Raw genomic sequence first — 21,330 nt, 5'->3', positions numbered from 1 at the left:
ACGCTTTTAAACCAGCCCCCTGCAATGAGCAGGGGGCCGTGAGCGTTACAGAATGGCTTTTGCTTTCGCTACCACGTTATCCACGGTAAAGCCGAACTCTTTAAACAGCAGATCTGCCGGGGCAGACTCACCGAAAGTGGTCATCCCTACAATCTCACCTTTCAGGCCGGTGTATTTGAACCAGTAGTCGGCAATGCCTGCTTCCACTGCCACACGGGCGCTGACGGCCGCAGGCAGTACAGATTCACGGTAAGCCGCATCCTGTTTGTCGAAGGCATCGGTGGATGGCATAGAAACCACACGCACTTTACGTCCTTCAGCAGTCAGTTTGTCCGCCGCGTCCACCGCCAGAGAAACTTCTGAACCGGTGGCAATCAGGATCAGTTCCGGCTGGCCGTCGCTGTCTTTCAGGATATAACCGCCACGGGCCACGTTCGCCAGCTGCTCTGCACTGCGCGGCTGCTGGGTCAGGTTCTGACGGGAGAAAATCAGCGCACTCGGGCCGTCCTGACGTTCAATCGCATATTTCCAGGCCACTGCAGATTCCACCTGGTCACACGGACGCCAGGTGCTCATGTTAGGCGTGGTACGCAGACTGGCCAGCTGTTCAACCGGCTGGTGAGTCGGGCCGTCTTCACCCAGACCGATAGAGTCATGGGTATACACCATGATCTGGCGGATTTTCATCAGTGCTGCCATACGCGCCGCATTACGGGCATATTCGACAAACATCAGGAAGGTCGCGGTGTACGGCAGGAAACCACCGTGCAGGGCCAGACCGTTGGCAATCGCGGTCATACCGAATTCACGGACACCGTAATGGATGTAGTTACCGGCCGGGTCTTCGTTAAGCGGTTTGGAGCCGGACCACATGGTCAGGTTACTTGGTGCCAGGTCAGCTGAGCCGCCCAGATATTCCGGCAGCAGTTTGCCGAAAGCTTCAATGGCATTCTGTGAGGCTTTACGGCTGGCGATATTTGCCGGATTTGCCTGCAGCTGCTCAACATATTTCTGAGATTCGGCCTGCCAGTTTGCCGGCAGCTGGCCGGTGGTACGACGCTGGTACTCTTTTGCCAGTTCAGGGAAGGCTTCGCGGTAAGCCGCAAATTTCTGGTTCCACGCCTGCTCTTTTTCCTGGCCGGCAGCCTTGGCATCCCAGGCTGCATAAATATCAGCAGGGATTTCAAACGGAGGGTAGTTCCAGCCCAGCTGTTTACGGGTCAGTGCAATTTCGTCATTACCCAGAGCCGCGCCGTGGGCATCATGAGTTCCGGCTTTGTTCGGTGAGCCGAAACCAATCACGGTTTTACACATCAGCAGTGACGGCTTGTCTGTTACGCTGCGGGCTTCTTCAATCGCTTGACGCACGGCTTCACTGTCGTGACCGTCGATTCCGCGGATTACGTGCCAGCCATAGGCTTCAAAGCGCAGTCCGGTGTCATCAGTAAACCAGCCGTCAACGTGACCATCGATAGAGATACCGTTGTCATCGTAGAACGCCATCAGTTTGCCGAGTTTCAGGGTACCTGCCAGTGAGCAGACTTCGTGAGAAATCCCTTCCATCATGCAGCCGTCACCCATAAACACGTAAGTGTGGTGATCGACGATGTCATGACCAGGGCGGTTAAACTGTGCAGCCAGGGTACGTTCAGCAATCGCGAAACCGACTGCATTGGCAATCCCCTGTCCCAGAGGACCGGTGGTGGTTTCCACGCCTGGGGTGTAGCCGTATTCCGGGTGACCCGGGGTACGTGAGTGCAGCTGACGGAAGTTGGCCAGTTCCTGAATCGGCAGGTCGTAACCTGTCAGGTGCAGCAGGCTGTAAATCAGCATTGAGCCGTGGCCGTTAGACAGCACAAAGCGGTCGCGATCACTCCATGACGGGTTCTGCGGGTTATGGTTCAGGTAATCGCGCCATAACACTTCGGCGATATCTGCCATACCCATAGGGGCGCCAGGGTGGCCCGATTTGGCCTTCTGAACGGCATCCATACTGAGAGCGCGAATCGCGTTGGCGAGTTCTTTATGTGAGGGCATGTTTCTTTCCACCTGATTAAAGATAATTATATGAAATGAAGCAACTAAAGCCGGGCTACCAGCATATCTTCCAGCTTTTGCTGGTCTGTGGCGAACTGTCGGATACCTTCCGCCAGTTTATCTACCGCCATGGCGTCCTGGTTGTGTTGCCAGCGAAATTCATCTTCTGACAGTGGTGCTGGCTGATGAAATGCTTCAACCGATGCCTGAAGTTTTTGTTCTACCGGAGCATCGCTGTTTTTAAGAGCATGGAGTAATTCCGGAGAAATAGTTAAACGATCACAACCGGCAAGGGCAAGAACCTGTCCGGTATTGCGAAAACTGGCACCCATAATGATAGTCGGGTAACGATGCTTCTTATAATAGTCGTAAATATTGCGAACCGACTTAACTCCCGGGTCTTCATCTGCCTGATAAGCGGTTTCAGGGTTTCGGCTGTGGTACCAGTCTGAGATGCGGCCGACAAACGGCGAAATCAGATAAACTCCCGCCTCAGCACAAGCCCGTGCCTGAGCAAAAGAAAATAGCAGGGTAAGATTACAGTTAATGCCCAGCTGCTCCAGTTCTTCTGCGGCCTTGATACCTTCCCAGGTGGAGGCCAACTTAATCAGAATTCGTGAGCGGTCAATATTTTGCTCTTCATACATCCTGACCAGTTTTTCTGCTTTGGCAACGCACATTCCCCGGTTAAATGACAAACGTGCATCAACTTCTGTTGAGATTCGACCCGGGATGCTTTTGAGAATTTCAACACCCAGATTGACAGCTACACGATCGCTGGCATTAATGATTCGGGTCTCTTTATTTCCACCCTGCAGATTAGCGTACTGGATAGCATCATCAATTAATGGCTGGCAGGCAGGTAGTACTGCGGCTTTCAGGACCAGAGAAGGATTAGTGGTTGCATCCTGAGGCTGGTAATCGCGAATTGACTGTATATCCCCACTGTCAGCGACTACGGTTGTGAATTGTTTTAACGCATCGAGCTGATTCATGAAACGGCTTCTCATCCTTTATGAGCAAATTATTCCACTGCAAACGGAACAATCTATAACAGGAATTTAACACTCTGCCGGAATTTGTGCGCGAAGAAAATATGTTTTCTCCGATAATAGTGAGAGGCAAGCGGATGAAAAGTGCGGAAACAGAGGCGGGAGAGCTGTGAAAGCGAATCCTCCCGCAGAAAGGTAACAATCAGACCCAGTCTTTGACCGGCAGAAAATGCTGGTACAACTCAGCTTCAGGGCTACCTGGTTGTGGCTGATAGTTATATTCCCAGCGAACCTGAGGAGGCATCGACATCAGAATCGATTCCGTTCTGCCGCCGGTTTGTAAACCGAACAGGGTGCCACGGTCCCAGACCAGATTAAATTCAACGTATCTGCCACGGCGATATAGCTGGAACTCGCGTTCCCGCTCACCCCAGGGCAGAGATTTACGGCGTTCAACTATCGGCAGGTAGGCCTGAGTAAAGCCATTACCAACAGCGCGGGTAAAGGCAAAACAGTGCTCAAAGTCCGGACTGTTCAGATCGTCAAAGAACAGGCCGCCGATGCCGCGCTGTTCATCACGATGGCGCAGGTAAAAGTAGTCATCACACCATTTTTTATAGCGCGGGAAAACCTCTTCACCAAAGGGCTGACAGAGGTCTTTAGCGGTCTGATGCCAGTGAACAGCATCTTCGGTAAAACCATAGAAGGGGGTCAAATCAAAACCACCACCAAACCACCAGATAGGCTCTGCTCCTGGTTTTTCAGCGATAAAAAAACGAACATTTGCGTGGCTGGTCGGTACATACGGGTTATGTGGATGGATAACCAGCGATACACCCATGGCTTCAAAACTACGGCCAGCCAGTTCAGGGCGGTGTGCAGTGGCCGATGCCGGCATACCGTCGCCGTAAACATGAGAGAAGTTAACGCCTGCCTGTTCAAAGACCGCACCATTGCGCAGTACCCGGGAACGTCCGCCACCCCCGGCTTCGCGCTGCCAACTGTCTTCCGCAAATTCTGTGGTTCCGTCGGCGGCAGCCAGTTGCTGACAAATTTGATCCTGCAATGACAGCAGGAATTCCTTGACCTGATTTTTGTCGGGAGCGTTCATATCACATCATATATTGTGGGGTTTTACCGATTATACCTAACTTACCCGCCGGTTGTGGATAGCGGATTCATTATAATAATTCACAATCCCTTCGGTAATCGCTGTAGCAATCTTGTGCCGGAAAGCGGTGGAACCGAGCAATTTCTCTTCTGCCGGATTGGTAATAAATGAGGTTTCTACCAGTACGGAAGGGATTGAAGGTGATTTGAGTACCGCAAATGCAGCCTGTTCAGTGTGCTGACTGTGCAGATGATGCACCGGGCGAATTTTGTCCAGGACATGTTTACCCAGAGTCAGGCTGTTTTTGATGGTGTTGGTCTGAACTAAGTCAAAAAGGATCTGCTGCAGATAGTGATCTTTTTCCTGCACTTTTAATCCGGCAACATCATCTGCCGCATTTTCACGTTCAGAGAGATAACGGGCCATAGCACTGGTAGCTCCACGGTTTGACAGTGCAAAGACCGACGCTCCATGGGCTTCAGGGCTTGTGTAACCGTCAGCATGAATAGACATAAACAGATTCGCCCCATGCTGGCTGGCGATTTCCACTCGCTGATAAAGCGGGATGAAATGATCGCTGTCGCGGGTCAGGCGTGCTTCTATATGCGGATGGTTACTCAGTAACTGGCGAATGGTACCGGCAATTTCCAGCACCACATGTTTCTCCATGGAACCTTCTTCTCCGACAGCGCCGGAATCAATTCCGCCGTGACCAGGGTCGATCATGACAATAAACTTACCGTTAGTAGGTTTTTTCGTCGCAGATTTACTGGCTGGCGTTGATTTAATTGATGACTCGCGGGCTAATACGGCTCGTGGAGACAACACGGCCAGCGCCAGGCCGGAAAAGATTAACTGGCGGCGATTGACCAGTTGTTTCAGTAGGGACATTTTTTTCATCTGCAGTTCCATCTCCGTCCGGATTAAAAAAGTAAATCGTCACTCCTTTGTTATATCGTAACATTCGGATTATTGCGACCTGCCAAATATTTCAGCGTTTTACCGAGTATTGCAGTTCTGTTCTTTACAAATGGCAGTTTTTTCTGCTTTTGTTAGTCTGACAGGGTTGCAGATAAAGTGTAAAACGCCATAATCAGCCAATATCAGTTACTACAGGGGCAACGCGATGGAAATTCGTGGATTTCGCCAGGAAGATTTTGATGAGGTCATTACCCTATGGGAGCGTTGTGATTTATTACGCCCCTGGAATGATCCTGAAATGGATATTGAAAGAAAAATGCAGCATGACCCGGATCTTTTTCTGGTAGCTGTTGCCGGAGGGCAGGTAGTTGCCACTCTGATGGGCGGCTACGACGGCCATCGTGGTTCAGCCTATTATCTTGGCGTGGATCCGGATTTTCGTGGTCGTGGCTATGCAAATGCTCTGATGAACCGGCTGGAGAAAAAACTCATTGCCAGAGGCTGCCCCAAGATTCATCTGATGGTGCGGGAAGAGAATGACGTAGTCATGGGCTTTTATGAAAAACTGGATTACGAAGTCGTTGATTCCGTTCTTTTAGGCAAGCGGCTGATTGAAGATCGGGAATATTAAGATAAAGCGTGGAATTTTTTCGCTGTACCAGGATATCTGATTAACATTGATTCACTATTCTCCCGAAAATTACGACAGTAAAGGCCAGCTTAAACTTCCTTTTTTGTTCTGGCTGATTCTGATATTGCAGGCACGTACCTGGATAGTGCTAGTGATTGCCGGCGCATCAAGACAACAGGGTGAGACACTACTCAGCTTATTTTATCCGGACAGGCAAGGTTTTTATCCTGGTCTGGCACTGGGGTTGGTGGCTGTGGCAGCATTTTTACTCAGTGGGTATCGCCAGCGAATGGTGCGGCTCTGGTCGGCATGGCGTTGGGTGCTGGTAGCCAGTTCACTGTTGACGTTTGGCTGGCAGCTGACACAACTTGATTATTCTCTGTTAGAACAATCTCCATTGCCGGTCATTTTACTGATCTTTGATTTGTTATCTGCCTACTGGCTGGTGGCTAACCGTAGATTACGGGACTGTTTTATTCCTGACTCTTCAACCGCTGAATAAACTTTTTGCGGTTTTATGACTCCAAGCTGGCATTGAATGAATGTGAAAGGGACAGAAATGTCGATGAAATTATTGAAAACCACACTGCTCACCGGTGTGCTGGTAATAAGCGGTTGCGCCGGATCTGCGCAAAACAGTAGCAGCAGCGATAGTGTTAAATGGTGGAACCCGCTGACCTATTCCTGGTCATCTGCATTACCCTGGCACTGGTTCGGATCTTCACTGACTGTAACTGAGAATGGTGTCGACGGGTTAAACAGCATGACCCCGATGACTGAATCCGGTATTCGTGGAGGACTAGGCAGTCATTATCAGTTGCGGGAAGGAATGCGCACTGAAAAAGGTGAGATTGTGACTTTCTGGCAGGCATTAAAAGACGGCCAGGTGATGATGAATATCCAGGGGCAAAGCACCGTTTCCCGGATTGAAGTATCTGACCCTGATGTGGCCACTGCTGGTGGGGTAAAAATTGGTAGCAAATTCTCACAGGTTTACAGCAAAGCCTTTGGCAATTGCCAGCCAACTTCGAATGGCGATGTTGTCAGTTGCCGTGCACCTGGTAGCCAGCATATTCTTCTTGAGTATCATGGTGAATGGCGTGGTCCGCAGGGGATTATGCCAGCTGATGATACGCTAAAAAACTGGACTGTATCGCGAATTATCTGGCAGCAATAGCCGCGAATAATTCTTCACCATTCCGGTGAAATAATCTTCTGATCCGTAACAGGTTTCTGAATCACATTTCCGGTATAATCAGGTAAAAATAAATAGTTTTTACTTAATTCCGGAGATGTGAGCAGTGGCGGACTATCAAAGCGGCATTTTGCCCGAACATTGTCGTGCTGGCCTTTGGCTGGAAGGTTATTTTAAGGCTGATATAGGACAGGCCGGGCCGCAAATACGTTTATTCCTCGAACGCCAGGCAGAATTGCAGCAAAAGTATCCTGATGCCCGCCTGGGCAGTGTGATAGCTTTTGGTGATCAGTTATGGCGTCAGTTAAACTCTTCATCAGCATCCGCCCCTGAGTTAAAGCCGTTCCGGGCGCTGGGTAAAGGGATGGCGCCGGCGACCCAGAGCGATGTGCTGATTCATATTCAGTCACAACGTCAGGATGTCAATTTTTCTCTGGGTCAGATTGCTATGGAGCTGTTAGGGCCATTGCTTGATATCCGTGAAGAAACCCAGGGATTTCGTTGGGTCGAAGATCGCGATCTGAGTGGTTTTATTGATGGTACTGAAAATCCTCAGGGTGAAAAACGTCATCAGGTCGCTATTATTGCCGATGGTGAAGATGCCGGGGGCAGCTATGTGCTTGCTCAGCGCTGGATACATAATCTGAAGCCGTGGAATAAATTACCGGTTGAGAAGCAGGAAGCAATCATTGGCCGGACAAAGCAGGCTAATGAGGAGCTGTCCGCCGAATCGCGACCGGTGACTTCTCATCTGAGCAGGGTCGACCTGAAAGAGGATGGGGCGGGTCTGAAAATTTTGCGTCAGAGTTTGCCTTATGGTTCCGTCAGCGGTACTCATGGACTCTACTTTATTGCCTACTGCGCGCGTCTGCATAATATTGAGCAGCAATTGCTGAGTATGTTTGGCGAAACTGATGGTAAGTACGACGGTTTATTACGTTTTTCTAAACCCGTCAGCGGCAGCTACTTCTACGCACCTTCTTTGAGTCAGTTAACCCGTCTTTAATTTCAGCTAACGGTAATGGCCGCCGGTATTTTTCGCCACGGCGTGGGCGGCCATTGCTGCGGATCCCCGCCCGGTGAAGTGCCGGAAAGCCAGCCACCAGAAAGTCATTTCAGGCCCTTATGCATTTTTAAACTTTTAAAGCAATAAACGGTATATAAAACCGCTACAGCTTTACCCTGAGAAATAAATACACTAATTATGCGGCTAACGGGTGCCGCTTCTGAGCTCAGGGGTTAGCCAATGAATATTTCGGGTAAAAAATGGATCGGTGCGGCATTACTAACGCTGATGACGGCCGGTGCAGCCAATGCGACAACTTTACTTAACAGTTCTTATGACGTTTCCCGTGAGCTATTCACTGCGCTGAATCCGTTATTCGAGAAGCAATGGGATCAGGCCCATCCAGGCGATAAACTGACGATCCGCCAGTCCCATGGTGGCTCATCAAAACAGGCTCTGGCAATTTTGCAGGGATTGCGTGCAGACGTGGTGACCTACAATCAGGTATCAGATGTTCAGATTCTGCATGACCGTGGCAATCTTATCCCGGCAAACTGGCAAACCCGTTTGCCAAATAATAGTTCACCGTTTTACTCCACCATGGCGTTCCTTGTACGTAAAGGAAACCCAAAACATATCCATGACTGGGCTGATTTAACCCGCAGCGGTGTTCAGTTGGTATTTCCTAATCCAAAAACCTCCGGTAATGGCCGTTATACATGGCTTGCTGCCTGGGGTGCCGCTGCCAAAGCCGATGGTAATGATCAGGCAAAAACAGAAGCGTTTATGACGCAGTTTGTGAAAAACGTCGCGGTATTTGATACCGGCGGCCGGGGCGCGACCACGACCTTTGCAGAACGAGGATTGGGAGATGTACTGATCAGTTTTGAATCAGAGGTCAATAATATTCGCCTGCAATACCCAAAATCAGACTTTGAAGTGGTGGTTCCGAAAACCAACATTCTTGCAGAATTCCCGGTTGCCTGGGTAGATAAAAACGTCAAAGAAAATGGCACTGAGGAGGCAGCAAAACAATATCTGCAATTCCTCTACACTCCGGAAGCCCGCAAGGTGATCCTTGGCTTCTACTACCGTGTTAATGATCCAAAACTGATGGCTGAGAACAAATCACGCTTCCCGGACGTATCGTTGTTCCGTGTTGAAGATGTCTTTGGCAGCTGGGATCAGGCCATGAAGACTCAATTCGCCAATGGCGGAGAATTTGATAAATTGCAGTCAGCAGGACATGAGTAATGAAATCTATGCGTCATAAGCGGGTGTTACCCGGATTTGGATTAAGTCTGGGTACCAGCCTGTTTTTTACCTGCCTGGTATTGTTGCTGCCGATGAGTGCCCTGGTCATTCAGCTGTCAAAAATGACCTGGGCGGATTACTGGCATGTAGTGACTGAGCCGGAACTGGTAGCCGCGTATAAAGTCACTATTTTATCTGCCGCACTGGCATCGGCATTTAATGCTGTGTTTGGACTGCTGATGGCCTGGATACTGACCCGCTATCAGTTTCCGGGGAAAACCCTGCTCAACGGATTAATGGACCTGCCGTTTGCTTTGCCCACCGCGGTGGCTGGTCTGACTCTGGCCGGTATTTTCTCAACCACGGGTTGGTACGGAGAATGGCTGGCCCAGTTTGGGATTAAAGTTTCCTACACCTGGCTGGGGATTGCCGTTGCCATGGCGTTTACCAGTATTCCTTTTGTTATTCGTACTGTGCAACCGGTTCTGGAAGAACTGGGGCCGGAATATGAAGAAGCAGCAGAAACGCTGGGTGCCAGACCATGGCAGGCTTTTTATCGGGTGATTTTGCCTGAAGTCGCACCGGCTTTGCTTGCAGGGACCGCGCTTTCATTCACCCGTAGCCTGGGTGAATTTGGTGCAGTTATCTTTATTGCGGGGAATATCGCCTGGAAAACCGAAGTGATCTCGCTGATGATTTTTATCCGTCAGCAGGAGTTTGATTTTCCGGCATCTACAGCAATTGCTTCAGTCATTATGGCGGCATCGTTGCTGCTGTTGTTCGGGATTAATGTTCTGCAGAGCCGTTATGGCCGTCGTCTGGGAGGCCACTAATGACTGAATTAACTTCCGGAAATTTTGCCGTTAAATCAAAGTTCCGCTGGGGCCGTTTTCTGCTGATTAGCCTCGGGGTTCTGCTCTCGTTTCTGATGCTGATTGTTCCTTTGATCTCAATATTCTGGCAGGCATTGGGCAAAGGGGTGATGGCGTCGTTACACAGCCTGACCGATCCGGATATGTTACATGCTATCTGGATGACCGTGTTGATTGCACTGATTACCGTGCCGGTGAATCTGGTGTTCGGAACGTTACTGGCATGGCTGGTGAGCCGGTTTAATTTTCCGGGCCGTCAGTTATTACTTACGCTGTTCGATATCCCGTTTGCTATTTCTCCGGTAGTGGTCGGCCTGCTTTATCTGTTGTGCTGGGGAGTGAATGGTCCTCTGGGACACTGGCTGGATGCCCATAACATTCAGATTATGTTCGCCTGGCCCGGGATGGTTTTAGTGACCATTTTCATCAGTTGCCCGTTTGTTATTCGTGAACTGGTTCCGGTGATGCTGAGCCAGGGGAGTCAGGAAGATGAGGCTGCTATCCTGTTAGGGGCCAGTGGCTGGCAGATGTTCCGTCGGGTGACACTACCCAACATCCGTTGGGCATTGTTGTATGGACTGGTCCTGACCAATGCCCGTGCATTAGGCGAATTTGGTGCTGTTTCCGTAGTATCCGGATCGATTCGCGGTGAAACCTATACTTTGCCATTGCAGGTTGAACTGATGCACCAGGATTACAATGAAGTCGGGGCGTTTACCGCTGCGGCATTACTGGCCCTGATGGCCATTGTCACGTTATTTTTGAAAAGCGCACTGCAATGGCGACTGGAACGTCAGCAACAGCGTCAGCAACAGGACGGCAACTATGAGCATTAATATTCATCAGATTAATAAGTCTTTCGGCAAAACATCGGTACTGAAGGATATTGACCTTAATATTGCTTCAGGAGAGATGGTGGCCTTACTGGGGCCTTCGGGTTCCGGGAAAACGACCTTATTACGCATTATTGCCGGACTGGAGCATCAAAACAGTGGTCGGATTTCATTCCATGACCGTGATGTCAGCCAGTTACATGCCCGCGATCGGCATGTTGGCTTTGTGTTCCAGCATTATGCACTGTTCCGGCATATGACGGTGTTCGACAACATTGCGTTTGGTCTGACGGTCTTACCTCGTCGTGAACGTCCTTCTTCGGCAGATATTCGTAAGAAGGTCCTTAATCTGCTGGAAATGGTTCAGTTATCCCACCTGGCGGGGCGTTATCCTGCACAGTTATCCGGCGGACAAAAACAGAGGGTAGCACTGGCAAGAGCACTGGCGGTTGACCCACATATCCTGTTGCTGGATGAACCTTTCGGGGCACTGGATGCTCAGGTGCGCAAAGAGTTACGTCGCTGGTTACGACAACTGCATGAAGAGTTACAGTTCACCAGTGTCTTTGTCACCCATGACCAGGAAGAGGCAATGGAAGTGGCAGACCGTATTGTGGTGATGAGCCAGGGGAATGTAGAACAAACCGGTACGCCGGAACAAGTCTGGAAGGAACCTGCCTCACGGTTTGTACTTGAGTTTCTCGGGGAAATTAACCGGCTGGAAGGTCAGATTGTCGGTAATAAACTGCAGGTCGCCGGATACCAGTGGCCACTGGACTTTACTCCTGCCACCCAGGGTGAAGTGGATCTGTTTCTGCGTCCGTGGGAAACCGATATCAGTCGCAGCCAGAGCCAGGCTACGCCTCTGGCAGTGAAAGTTGTAGAAGTGAGCCCGCGTGGCCATTTCTGGCAGCTGGTGGTTCAGCCGGAAGGCTGGTCAGGCAGCGATTTGACCCTGGTCTATGAGCATGAAGATCACCCTCCGGTTCGTGGCGATAAACTGTATATCGGAGTAGATAAAGCCAGAGTCTATCAGGGCGAACAGTTAGTTCAGCCTGTTGCCTTTGCCAAAACTGCCTGATATTTTCATTCCATCGTCTGTAAAACAGCCTGGCGCTATCACAGCGAACAGGCTGTTTTCGTTTCTGCATACAGGGATCTCCCCGTGATTACACTGGAAAATACTATAGGTAATACCCCGCTGGTTCGTCTGCAGCGGCTGGTGGTTGATAATGGCAGTGAAGTCTGGGTAAAACTGGAAGGAAATAATCCAGCCGGATCGGTTAAAGATCGGGCGGCGTTTTCAATGATTCACCAGGCTGAATTGCGGGGTGAAATTGCGCCCGGAGATACGCTGATAGAAGCAACCAGTGGTAACACCGGAATTGCTCTGGCGATGATTGCTGCAATGAAAGGTTATCACCTGACGCTATTGATGCCTGACAATATGAGCATGGAACGTCAGGCATCCATGAAAGCCTATGGCGCCAGCCTGGTTTTGGTCAGCCAGCAACAAGGCGGGATGGAAGGGGCCAGAGATATTGCTGCTGAAATGGCAGCGCGCGGGGAAGGGAAAATACTCGATCAATTCAATAATCCCGATAACCCACTGGGCCATTATCAGACCACCGGGCCGGAAATCTGGCAGCAGTCGCGGGGAGAACTGACACACTTCGTTTCCAGTATGGGGACCACCGGGACCATCAGTGGAGTGGGGCGGTATCTGAAAGAGCAAAACCCTGCAGTGCAGGTCGTGGGGTTGCAACCTGAAGATGGTGCACAAATCCCGGGTATCCGGCGTTGGTCTGAGGCTTACCGGCCTGGAATTTTTCAACCTCAATGGGTAGATCGTACTATTGATATGTCTGAAGCATTAGCAACTGAAACAATGCGCCAACTGGCACGAAAAGAAGGTATTTTCTGTGGTGTAAGTTCCGGCGGTGCGGTTGCCGGGGCACTGCAGATTGCCGTTGATGAGCCGGGATCCCGGGTCGTGGCCATTATCTGTGATCGCGGCGACCGTTATCTTTCTACCGGAATTTATGAATAATCACTCAGCGATTAACTGATTTATCCGGTACTGGTCAATAATGATGTAAGGATAGTGAAAATCCTGCAGCAACTGCCAGATTCTGCGGTCAGAATAGTGTCAATTTACAGAAGAGAGTGTTTCATGAAAATTTTGCTGGTCGATGACGATCATGAACTGGGATCTATGCTTAGCCAGTACCTCGAAGGGGAAGGATTTACCACTGAGCTGGTGACTACCGGTAAAGAGGCGATCAGTAGTGCCGCATCCGGCCAGTACAGCGCAATGATTCTGGATATTATGCTGCCGGATATGAGTGGCATTGATGTGCTGCGGCAAATCCGGCAACGCAGTCGTTTGCCGGTGATTATGCTGACTGCAAAAGGCGATAACATTGACCGGGTCATTGGTCTGGAAATGGGGGCAGATGATTATGTGCCTAAACCCTGTTATCCCCGGGAGTTGGTGGCCCGGTTGCGCTCGGTGATGCGCCGTTTTGACGAGCAACCTGCTCCGGCGGAGAAAAAAGATATTCTGATTCGGGGTGAACTGACGCTTAATCCTGCCACCCGGGTATCAGCATGGAAAGGCGAAGCTTTCGATCTGACCGCTTCAGAATTCAATTTACTGGAACTACTGATGTCCGCCAGTGATCGGGTGGTATCGAAGGATGAATTATCTGAGAAAGCCCTGGGCAGACAACGTGAAGCCTACGACCGTAGTGTTGATGTTCACGTTAGTAATATCCGGCAGAAACTGAGCAAGCTCACCAACGATCAGCTAAATATCGAAACCGTTCGCAGCATCGGTTATCGCATCCGATGAGCTACGACTATCCCGGACGCCTGTTCTGGAAAATGTTGCTTGGCTTTATGCTGGTTTTCCTGGTGATTAGCCAGTTTATGTGGCTCGGGTTTAGTTTGTTGGGTTCTGAGCCACCGGAACAGAGGCTGACGCGTCAGTTACTGACTACTCAGCTGGACCTGGCCGCTGATCAGGTCGAACAGCACGGACCGTCAGGATTTAACCAACTGGCCGCCAGATGGCCGGAGTTGCTCCGGTCAGCCACTCTGTTCAGTGAAACCTCTGAACCGACAACGCCTCCGGACATGCTGAATAGTCCGGATGATCAATCCGGGGATAACAAACCTGACTCCGGAAAACCAGAGCCAATGCTGACCCGAGTGGTGCAGGCTCCTGATAATCAGCATTATCAGATTTCAATCGATATGCACCTGCTTCATTCAGGCAAGGAATGGAGAACGTTGCCATTAATTCAGCGTTTTTTGCATGTGCCGATGCCGGTGTTAATTTTTATCATTCCGATGGGCTTGTTGTTTAGCCTGTTGTTAGCCTGGAACCTGATTCGGCCGATGCGCCAGCTGCGGGAAGGTTTCGGCCAGATTTCCAGTGGCGACCTCACGGTGCGGTTGTATCAGAAAATGCAGCGTCGCCATGATGAATTTTCTATTGTCGCCCGCGAATTTGATGCGATGGTGGAGCGTCTGGACGTGCTGGTTAAGGCCAGAGAAGAACTTCTGCACGATATTTCACATGAATTACGAACCCCCCTGGCAAGGCTTCAGTTAGCCACCGCTCTGGCTCGTCAGGCGCCGGCTAATGTGAATGATTCACTGGAAAGGATTGATAACGAAGCTCAGAAACTGGACAAAATGATTGGTGAACTGCTGACATTATCCCGAAGTGAGCACGGTCATCCGGAACAGGACCAGTATTTTGACCTGACCAGTTTACTGGATGTCGTTGTGGCAGATGCCCGTTTTGAAGCACAGATTCCGCAGGTAAAAATTAACGTCAGCTATGATTTGAATGCTGACTTTATGGTGCAGGGCAATGCTGAGATGATTCGCCGTTGTATCGAAAATGTATTGCGTAATGCATTGCGTTTTTCATCTGCGGGTCAGACTATCGATATCTCGATGGATTCCGGCCAGGAATGGCTGACATTACTGATCCGCGATCAGGGGCCGGGAGTCGAACAGGATAAACTTTCCAGTATTTTTGATCCTTTTGTTCGGGTGAAGTCGGCTAAATCAGGAAAGGGATATGGATTAGGGCTGGCTATTGTACGTAAGATTTTGCTGGCTCATAACGGTGAAGTCAGAGCCCGCAATCGCCCTGAAGGTGGGCTGGAGATTGCCCTGCGGATACCACACTGGCATCAGAACTAAACAGACACCGGCAGAATCACTGCCGGTGCTATTATCGTTTAGCCGAAGGCATACAAACTAACATCACCCCGACAATCACTGACAAAATTCCAGCCAGTGTTGTAAAAGAAAAACGTTCTCCCTGAAAACCCAACGTTATCGCAGCAGCCCAGACAATAATGTAACTGAGACTGAGTAATGCATAGGCTTTGCTCAGAGGCAGGCGTTTCAGGGCCAGAAACCAGCACCCCATTGAAAGAGCATAGCCTGCCAGACCGGCCAGCAACCACCCGGCATCAGCCGGATGTTCTGCCAGATCGCGGACAAAGTCCCCGATTCCGACACTGGCAGGAAAACGACTCATCGCAAACTTCATGGCTACCTGAGCAAAACTGACCAGTAGCACACTACAGATAGCCGGAATATATCCCATCAGACAGCTCCGCTGATTAACACAATGCCGAGAATTATCAAACCTGTACCGCACCAGTGGCGGAGGCTGACTGGCTCGCCCCATAGCCAACGTGCAGCCAGAGTTACCCAGATAAAATTCATGCTCAGCATCGGATAAGCGATTCCGACTGGCAGAGAACGTAATACCTGCAACCATAGCAACATGGCGATACCCAGACAGAACACTGCTAATCCCAGCCAGCGGATCAAATGGCCGGGATTAGATGCTCCATTTATCGGAGCGGCTGCCTGTTTCTGACACAGCTGCCCAAGGCAGCTGATCAGACTGGAAAAAATCAGCAACAGCCAGGTCATTTCGCCGGGCCGTATTCAACATACAGCAGGCGACCTTGCTGATAGCTAAAGTCTGGTGCGGGAAGTTGCATCTGCTGTAAGCCCTGGTTTTTCTGCAGTAACAATACCAGTGATACACCTTTGCTGCGATGAGTTGCCAGCCAGTCCGGAAAAGCACTGCGGCTGATTAGTCGCCCCTGACCGTTAGGATAGGCCAGACCATAGGCCATCTCCCCTGACTGATTATACATATCAATATCTGAGCGTTTTAAATGCCAGGCAATGCCTGAAGCAAGGCCCACACCATCGGCCAGAATATAACCACTATTATCCATGCGGTCACTGACCTTACTCAGAAAATCCTGTGGCTGTTTAGAATCACGTATCTTTTCAGGAATGGCATAACCAATGGTAAGGATTAATACCAGCGGGCAGAGTACCGCAGCGTGCCAGTATTTTTCGGTCTTAATCAGGGTAACCGCACCAATAATGGCCCAGAACAGGAATGCCAGCATTGCCAGAGTGAAGCCTAAGACCTCGTCAGGTGAAAACAATGGGTGCGACGGTAACAGGCGGCAAACCAGCAGAGCCACCATACCCAGTACCCCAAACAGCAGATTGATCCAGCCGTTAGCTTTAGCACTGACTCTGATTTTCTGATATCCACGACAGACAACATTCGCCATTAAAATAGCCAACGGACCGAAGCAGGGCAGGATGTAGGTAGGCAATTTACCTTTTGCAATGCTGAAAAATATTAACGGCATAATTACCCAGCCCGCCAGGTAGATGGCCCCCGGGGTCTGATGGCGTTGCTGCCAGCCACTTTTGAGCGCTGCTGGCAGATAACCGAGCCACGGTAACGCGCCAAGCAATAGGATCGGAATGTAATACCAGAAAGGTGCTTTATGCTGGGCATTGGGCTCAGCAAAACGCTGAATATGTTCTATCCAGAAGAAATAGTGCCAGAAATCAGGTTCTCTGGCATTTATTGCCAGTGCCCAGGGCAGAGTAATGATTGTGGCACTCACTACAGCGAGCGGGCCATAAACAAGTACTTCCTTCCAGCGGCGTGTGACAACAACCCACGGAATAATGCTGATAACCGGCACTGCCAGTGCGAGGAAACCTTTAGTCATCACCCCCATGCCGCAGGTTAAACCCAGTAGCAGATAACCGGCGGCTTTTTTCCCTGAGGTTTTCGATTCACTGGCCAGCCAGAAAGAAGCCATGGCCGCACTCATCCACAGGGTAATCATTGGGTCTAATACAGCGTAGGTACCAATGGAATAGACCAGCATGCAGCTCAGGTAGATGACAGCAGCAAACAGTGTCACTTTACGATCGCGCCAGATACTCCAGGCCAGCCAACTGACCAACATCGCACTTACGGAGATGGAGAATACTGAGCCAAACCGGACGGCGAAATTGTTATGACCAAACAACCACTGGCTAATATTGTTAATCCAGTATCCGGCGATAGGTTTTTCAAAATAACGCAGACCGAAGAAATGTGGCACAACCCAGTTATGAGTTGCCAGCATTTCACGGCTGATTTCGGCATAGCGGAATTCGTCTGGCTGCCATAGTGCACGCATATCTAAAGGCAACAGATAGCAGAGTGCAAACAGGAACAGCAGGATAAAACCAGTTTTTGTGATTTTCATTGATTCAACGCCGTGTAACAGGGGTTTGACATCCCAGCCAGCCTTCCCTGCCGGGTAACATACCCCGGGAAATTTTTCCTGCCGGCAGGAAATGGTCGGACTCAGGGAGCAATTCACTGAGTGGAACAAATTCAATGCCTTCTTCACGCGCCATTGCCAGCAGTTGAACGAAATCATTCAGGCCAATGATCCCTTCTACTTCTGCATGGATGGTATAGACAGGAGTTCCCTGGTCTTTATGCATGGCATCCAGAATAAAACGATTAAACTGAGAAGGCTCAACCTGCCGGCCGACAACCTCGTCCCAGGTGGGTAAGGTTACTGGTATCTGAACCGTACCAAGAGTGGATGTGGTGAGTTCAGGAAGAAACGGCGACGTTCCCCGGCAGTCACTGTTGTAGCGGAAGTTGAATGGCTGTTTTGCCTTGACCACTCGTTGGTCGGCACGCCAACCGGCAACGGCAGAGCAGGTGACTTCGGTACCAATAATAGCTTCCAGCGCTTCTTTTCCGCGTCGGATATGTGCAGATAACTGGGGTTGTTTCCAGACCCCGGCCCACATTTGCCAGGCATGATGATCCCAGGCATGCAAACCGGTTTCGTGTTGGCGGGCAGTACGGCGGATAATTTCTGCATTCCCGGTACCAATGATACGTCCTGGCCAGGCAGTCCCGGCCAGTAAAATATCCCAGCCGTATAACGACGGAGCTCCCGAACGCAGCATTTTCCATAAAAACGCAGGTTTAATCAGGCGCCACAGGTGGCGCCCCATATTATCCGGTCCGACACTGAAGAAAACTGACGACCGGACGCCGGCATTTTCCATGGCGTCCAGAAGTGCAGGCATTCCCAGACGGGTGCCGCGCCAGGTATCAACATCAATACGCAGGCCGACTTTTTTCATGGAGTATTATCCGACGTAATCACAGTGCGCAGGAAGAAATCCAGCGTTTGCTCTACCGTAGTTTCCATTTCGGTCTCAGGTGTCCATCCCAACAGGCGACGGGCATTACGGATATCTGGTTTACGGTGCTCGACATCCTGGTAACCTTTGCCGTAGTAGCTGCTGCTTTCCACTTCACGGTAACCTGCAAATGGAGGGAAATGATGACGCAGCGGATGGCGTTCAAAGCAGCGATACAGCATTTCTGCCAGCTCTCTGATACTTGCTTCGTTCTCGGGATTACCTATATTGATGATCTGACCATCACACTGACCATTTTTATTCTCGATAATCCGGAACAGAGCTTCAATACCGTCGCTGATGTCGGTGAAGCAACGTTTCTGAGCTCCGCCATCAATCAGTTTAATAGGCGAACCTTCTACCAGATTCAGGATTAACTGAGTAATGGCACGGGAACTACCAATACGTGCTGAATTCAGGCTGTCCAGACGAGGTCCCATCCAGTTGAACGGACGGAACAGGGTGAAGCGCAGGTTTTCTTTTTCGCCATAAGCCCAGATTACGCGATCCAGCAGCTGTTTAGAGACCGAATAAATCCAACGCTGTTTATTGATAGGACCGACCACCAGATTTGAATTATCTTCATCAAAGGTTTTATCAGTACACATTCCATAAACTTCAGAAGTGGATGGGAAAATTATGCGTTTTTTATGTTTTACACAACCACGGATAATTTTCAGGTTTTCTTCAAAATCGAGCTCAAAGACCCGTAACGGATTTCGGGTATATTCAACCGGAGTGGCAATAGCTACCAGAGGCAACACGACATCACATTTTTTGATGTGGTAATCGATCCATTCTGAATGAATGGTGATATCACCTTCGACAAAATGGAATCTGTCGTTAGCCAGAAAACGGGATACAGCATCAGAGCCGATATCCATACCATAGATTTCGTAATTATCGTCCTGCAGCAGGCGCTCAGTCAGATGATTACCGATAAAGCCATTTACACCCAGAATCAGTACCCGGGTACGTTTTTTATCGCGGGTCACTGGCTGGCTGCTTAACACTGCACCTTCTACCAGACCCAGAGTTTTTGCCAGCTCGTTACCCTGCATATACACACTGTTATCAGTCTGACCGGTAACGACTTCAAGCGCACCCTGAGCGGTGGCAATAGTCAGCGGTGCGGTAGCAAGCACTTTGCCCGGAATGGCTGCTGGCAGGTCCTGACGAACACGGGATTTCCAGACAATAAACCGGGTGGTTCCTGAAAAACTGAAAGCTCCAGGCCAGGGTTCACTGACTGCCCGAACCAGATTATGGAGCTCGGCCGCACTACGGTTCCAGTCCAGCCGTCCATCTTCCGGGGTTCTGCGACCGACATAGGTGGCTTTACTTTCATCCTGCGGAGTCAACTTCAGTTGGCCGTTTTTGATTAAAGGTAGCTGTTCGTTTAGCAATTCCCGTGCTGTACGGGTTAGTTTTTTGTGCAGACGCAATGCATCATCGGTGGGTTCAATAGCAACTTTATACTGGGCTGCGATATCACCGGCATCGGCACGATGTACCATTTTATGCAGAGTCACGCCGGTTTCGGTTTCACCATTAACCAGTACCCAGTTTAACGGCGCACGCCCACGATAACGGGGGAGCAGTGAGCCATGCAGATTAAATGCACCCTGTTGTGGGATTGACAGGATTTCATCACAAATCAAATCACGGTAGTAAAAGGAAAAAATGATGTCAGGAGCACTTTGTTTAATCCGCTCTATCCACAGAGGATGATTGACGTTTTCCGGCGAAAAAACTTCAATATTATGTTCCGCCGCCAGATGGGCGACCGAACCAAAGAAATGATTCTCACCAGGATTATCCAGGTGGGTGTAAATTGCCGTTATCTGATACCCGGCGTCAATCAGCGCTTCAATACCGACGCATCCCATGTCGTGATAAGCGAAGACTATAGCTTTCATTTTGTTTCTTCCTCAGTAGTTGAAGCCGTGCTGTGATTGACAACACGCTGTACGAAATAACGCGGGCGGGCTCTGACATCACTGTATATCCGGCCGATATATTCGCCCAGTAAACCCATACCAATAAATTGTGCGCCGATAAAAATAAACAGAATGGCAAACAGGCTGAATACACCTTCTGCACCCCAGTAAGCGCCGTAAATCAGGCGCAGTACCAGTAACAGGAATGCGAACAGAAAACCTGCGCAGGCTATCAGTGCCCCAATAACGCTCAGCATCCTCAGAGGTGTGGTTGTCAGGCAGGTGACAAGGTCATACATCAGGTTGATCAGCCGCATAAAACTATATTTTGAGGTGCCATGTTCGCGTTCTGCATGCAGCACCGGAATTTCGGTGGTGTGTCTTGCAAATGTGTTGGCCAGAATAGGGATAAAGGTACTTCTCTCCTGGCAATGCAGCATGGCTTCAATAATCGAACGACGATAGGCCCGCAGCATACAGCCGTAGTCGCCCATGGCTTTACCGGTGGTACTCTGAATTAACCGGTTAATCATTCTGGAGGCAATCTTGCGGAACGGGCTGTCCTGCCGGTTTTGCCGGACGGTACCTACCACGTCATACCCTTGTTCAGCAGTCGTGACCAGGCGAGGGATCTCTTCCGGCGGGTTTTGCAAATCCGCATCCAGGGTGACAATTAAATCGCCCGTAACATAGCTAAAACCGGCCATAATTGCTGAGTGCTGGCCATAATTGCGGTTCAGTAATACCGCCACGATTGAACTGCCAGGTTGTTCTGCGGCATCAATGATCATTTGTGCAGAGTCATCGCTGCTGCCGTCATCAACTAACAAAATTTCGTAAGGCCTGTTTAGTAATTCACAGGCAGCTGTGGTTCTCGAAATCAGAACCGGAAGGCTGTCCTGCTCGTTATAAACAGGAATAACCACGGAGACTTTATTTACCAGGTAAGAATTTTGCATT

The 21,330-nt window shown here is 50.0% G+C and carries 21 protein-coding genes; 11 read left to right on the top strand and 10 right to left on the bottom strand.

All coding sequences use genetic code 11. The annotated features are described in order from the left end of the window. Positions 1–45: 45 nt before the first annotated feature. The 4 genes from tkt to amiA all read right to left on the bottom strand — a co-directional run bounded on the left by tkt (position 46) and on the right by amiA (position 5,031). A complete protein-coding gene (gene tkt, locus A7K98_RS14600; RefSeq protein WP_087493486.1) occupies positions 46–2,037 on the bottom strand; it encodes a transketolase in 1,992 nt (663 codons plus the stop codon). A 44-nt stretch (positions 2,038–2,081) separates the two neighbouring features. Next, positions 2,082–3,032 (bottom strand): transaldolase, encoded by a 951-nt coding sequence (gene tal, locus A7K98_RS14595; RefSeq protein ID WP_087489223.1) that lies wholly within the window; start codon positions 3,030–3,032, stop codon positions 2,082–2,084. A 199-nt stretch (positions 3,033–3,231) separates the two neighbouring features. Beyond that, positions 3,232–4,140, bottom strand: coding sequence for an oxygen-dependent coproporphyrinogen oxidase (gene hemF / locus A7K98_RS14590; RefSeq protein ID WP_087489222.1), 909 nt, complete (start codon positions 4,138–4,140; stop codon positions 3,232–3,234). Between the two features lie 36 nt (positions 4,141–4,176). Then, positions 4,177–5,031: an N-acetylmuramoyl-L-alanine amidase AmiA gene (amiA, locus tag A7K98_RS14585; RefSeq protein ID WP_198361186.1), complete on the bottom strand. Its 855-nt coding sequence runs from the start codon at positions 5,029–5,031 to the stop codon at positions 4,177–4,179. A 235-nt stretch (positions 5,032–5,266) separates the two neighbouring features. Here amiA and A7K98_RS14580 point away from each other — a divergent pair, with 235 nt between their 5' ends. The 11 genes from A7K98_RS14580 to A7K98_RS14530 all read left to right on the top strand — a co-directional run bounded on the left by A7K98_RS14580 (position 5,267) and on the right by A7K98_RS14530 (position 15,073). Next, positions 5,267–5,692: a GNAT family acetyltransferase gene (locus A7K98_RS14580; protein ID WP_087489221.1), complete on the top strand. Its 426-nt coding sequence runs from the start codon at positions 5,267–5,269 to the stop codon at positions 5,690–5,692. A gap of 46 nt (positions 5,693–5,738) precedes the next feature. Then, positions 5,739–6,194: a DUF2919 domain-containing protein gene (locus A7K98_RS14575; protein ID WP_087489220.1), complete on the top strand. Its 456-nt coding sequence runs from the start codon at positions 5,739–5,741 to the stop codon at positions 6,192–6,194. 63 nt (positions 6,195–6,257) lie between these two features. After that, on the top strand, positions 6,258–6,869 hold the full coding sequence (locus A7K98_RS14570; protein WP_087490524.1) for an RpoE-regulated lipoprotein: 612 nt from the start codon (positions 6,258–6,260) through the stop codon (positions 6,867–6,869). A 124-nt stretch (positions 6,870–6,993) separates the two neighbouring features. Next, the gene (locus A7K98_RS14565) at positions 6,994–7,893 is read left to right on the top strand and encodes a Dyp-type peroxidase (RefSeq protein ID WP_087489219.1); all 900 of its coding nucleotides are present in this window, start codon (positions 6,994–6,996) and stop codon (positions 7,891–7,893) included. 240 nt (positions 7,894–8,133) lie between these two features. Further along, complete coding sequence (gene cysP / locus A7K98_RS14560) at positions 8,134–9,147, top strand: thiosulfate ABC transporter substrate-binding protein CysP (RefSeq protein ID WP_087489218.1); 1,014 nt, start codon at positions 8,134–8,136, stop codon at positions 9,145–9,147. After that, positions 9,147–9,980 carry a sulfate/thiosulfate ABC transporter permease CysT gene (cysT, locus tag A7K98_RS14555; RefSeq protein WP_087489217.1) on the top strand — a complete coding sequence of 278 codons (834 nt, stop codon included), beginning with the start codon at positions 9,147–9,149 and terminating at the stop codon, positions 9,978–9,980. The genes cysP and cysT overlap by 1 nt, the downstream gene beginning before the upstream one ends. Further along, positions 9,980–10,855 (top strand): sulfate/thiosulfate ABC transporter permease CysW, encoded by an 876-nt coding sequence (gene cysW, locus A7K98_RS14550; RefSeq protein ID WP_087489216.1) that lies wholly within the window; start codon positions 9,980–9,982, stop codon positions 10,853–10,855. Before cysT ends, cysW begins: the two co-directional genes overlap by 1 nt. Beyond that, positions 10,845–11,933 carry a sulfate/thiosulfate ABC transporter ATP-binding protein CysA gene (cysA, locus tag A7K98_RS14545; RefSeq protein WP_087489215.1) on the top strand — a complete coding sequence of 363 codons (1,089 nt, stop codon included), beginning with the start codon at positions 10,845–10,847 and terminating at the stop codon, positions 11,931–11,933. Before cysW ends, cysA begins: the two co-directional genes overlap by 11 nt. Before the next feature lie 84 nt (positions 11,934–12,017). Then, entirely contained in the window at positions 12,018–12,902 is an 885-nt protein-coding gene (cysM, locus tag A7K98_RS14540; RefSeq protein ID WP_087489214.1) for a cysteine synthase CysM, read from the top strand. 123 nt (positions 12,903–13,025) lie between these two features. Further along, on the top strand, positions 13,026–13,706 hold the full coding sequence (locus A7K98_RS14535; protein ID WP_087489213.1) for a response regulator transcription factor: 681 nt from the start codon (positions 13,026–13,028) through the stop codon (positions 13,704–13,706). Beyond that, positions 13,703–15,073 carry an ATP-binding protein gene (locus tag A7K98_RS14530; protein WP_087489212.1) on the top strand — a complete coding sequence of 457 codons (1,371 nt, stop codon included), beginning with the start codon at positions 13,703–13,705 and terminating at the stop codon, positions 15,071–15,073. The genes A7K98_RS14535 and A7K98_RS14530 overlap by 4 nt, the downstream gene beginning before the upstream one ends. 31 nt (positions 15,074–15,104) lie before the next feature. Here the strand turns inward: A7K98_RS14530 and arnF are convergent, their stop codons facing one another. The 6 genes from arnF to arnC are packed head-to-tail and all read right to left on the bottom strand — an operon-like array spanning position 15,105 to position 21,329. Further along, positions 15,105–15,485, bottom strand: a complete 381-nt coding sequence (gene arnF, locus A7K98_RS14525; protein ID WP_087489211.1) for a 4-amino-4-deoxy-L-arabinose-phosphoundecaprenol flippase subunit ArnF — start codon at positions 15,483–15,485, stop codon at positions 15,105–15,107. After that, the gene (gene arnE, locus A7K98_RS14520) at positions 15,485–15,820 is read right to left on the bottom strand and encodes a 4-amino-4-deoxy-L-arabinose-phosphoundecaprenol flippase subunit ArnE (protein ID WP_087489210.1); all 336 of its coding nucleotides are present in this window, start codon (positions 15,818–15,820) and stop codon (positions 15,485–15,487) included. The genes arnF and arnE overlap by 1 nt, the downstream gene beginning before the upstream one ends. Then, positions 15,817–17,466, bottom strand: a complete 1,650-nt coding sequence (gene arnT, locus A7K98_RS14515; RefSeq protein ID WP_087489209.1) for a lipid IV(A) 4-amino-4-deoxy-L-arabinosyltransferase — start codon at positions 17,464–17,466, stop codon at positions 15,817–15,819. The genes arnE and arnT overlap by 4 nt, the downstream gene beginning before the upstream one ends. Positions 17,467–17,470: 4 nt before the next feature. Next, on the bottom strand, positions 17,471–18,370 hold the full coding sequence (arnD, locus tag A7K98_RS14510) for a 4-deoxy-4-formamido-L-arabinose-phosphoundecaprenol deformylase (protein ID WP_087489208.1): 900 nt from the start codon (positions 18,368–18,370) through the stop codon (positions 17,471–17,473). Then, entirely contained in the window at positions 18,367–20,349 is a 1,983-nt protein-coding gene (gene arnA / locus A7K98_RS14505; protein ID WP_087489207.1) for a bifunctional UDP-4-amino-4-deoxy-L-arabinose formyltransferase/UDP-glucuronic acid oxidase ArnA, read from the bottom strand. The genes arnD and arnA overlap by 4 nt, the downstream gene beginning before the upstream one ends. After that, positions 20,346–21,329, bottom strand: a complete 984-nt coding sequence (gene arnC, locus A7K98_RS14500; protein WP_087489206.1) for an undecaprenyl-phosphate 4-deoxy-4-formamido-L-arabinose transferase — start codon at positions 21,327–21,329, stop codon at positions 20,346–20,348. The genes arnA and arnC overlap by 4 nt, the downstream gene beginning before the upstream one ends. Between the last annotated feature and the right edge of the window lies 1 nt (position 21,330).

The sequence above is a fragment of the Tatumella citrea genome, from assembly GCF_002163585.1.
Taxonomy (GTDB): Bacteria; Pseudomonadota; Gammaproteobacteria; order Enterobacterales; family Enterobacteriaceae; genus Tatumella; species Tatumella citrea.
This window is presented reverse-complemented; position numbering and strand designations above follow the sequence as displayed.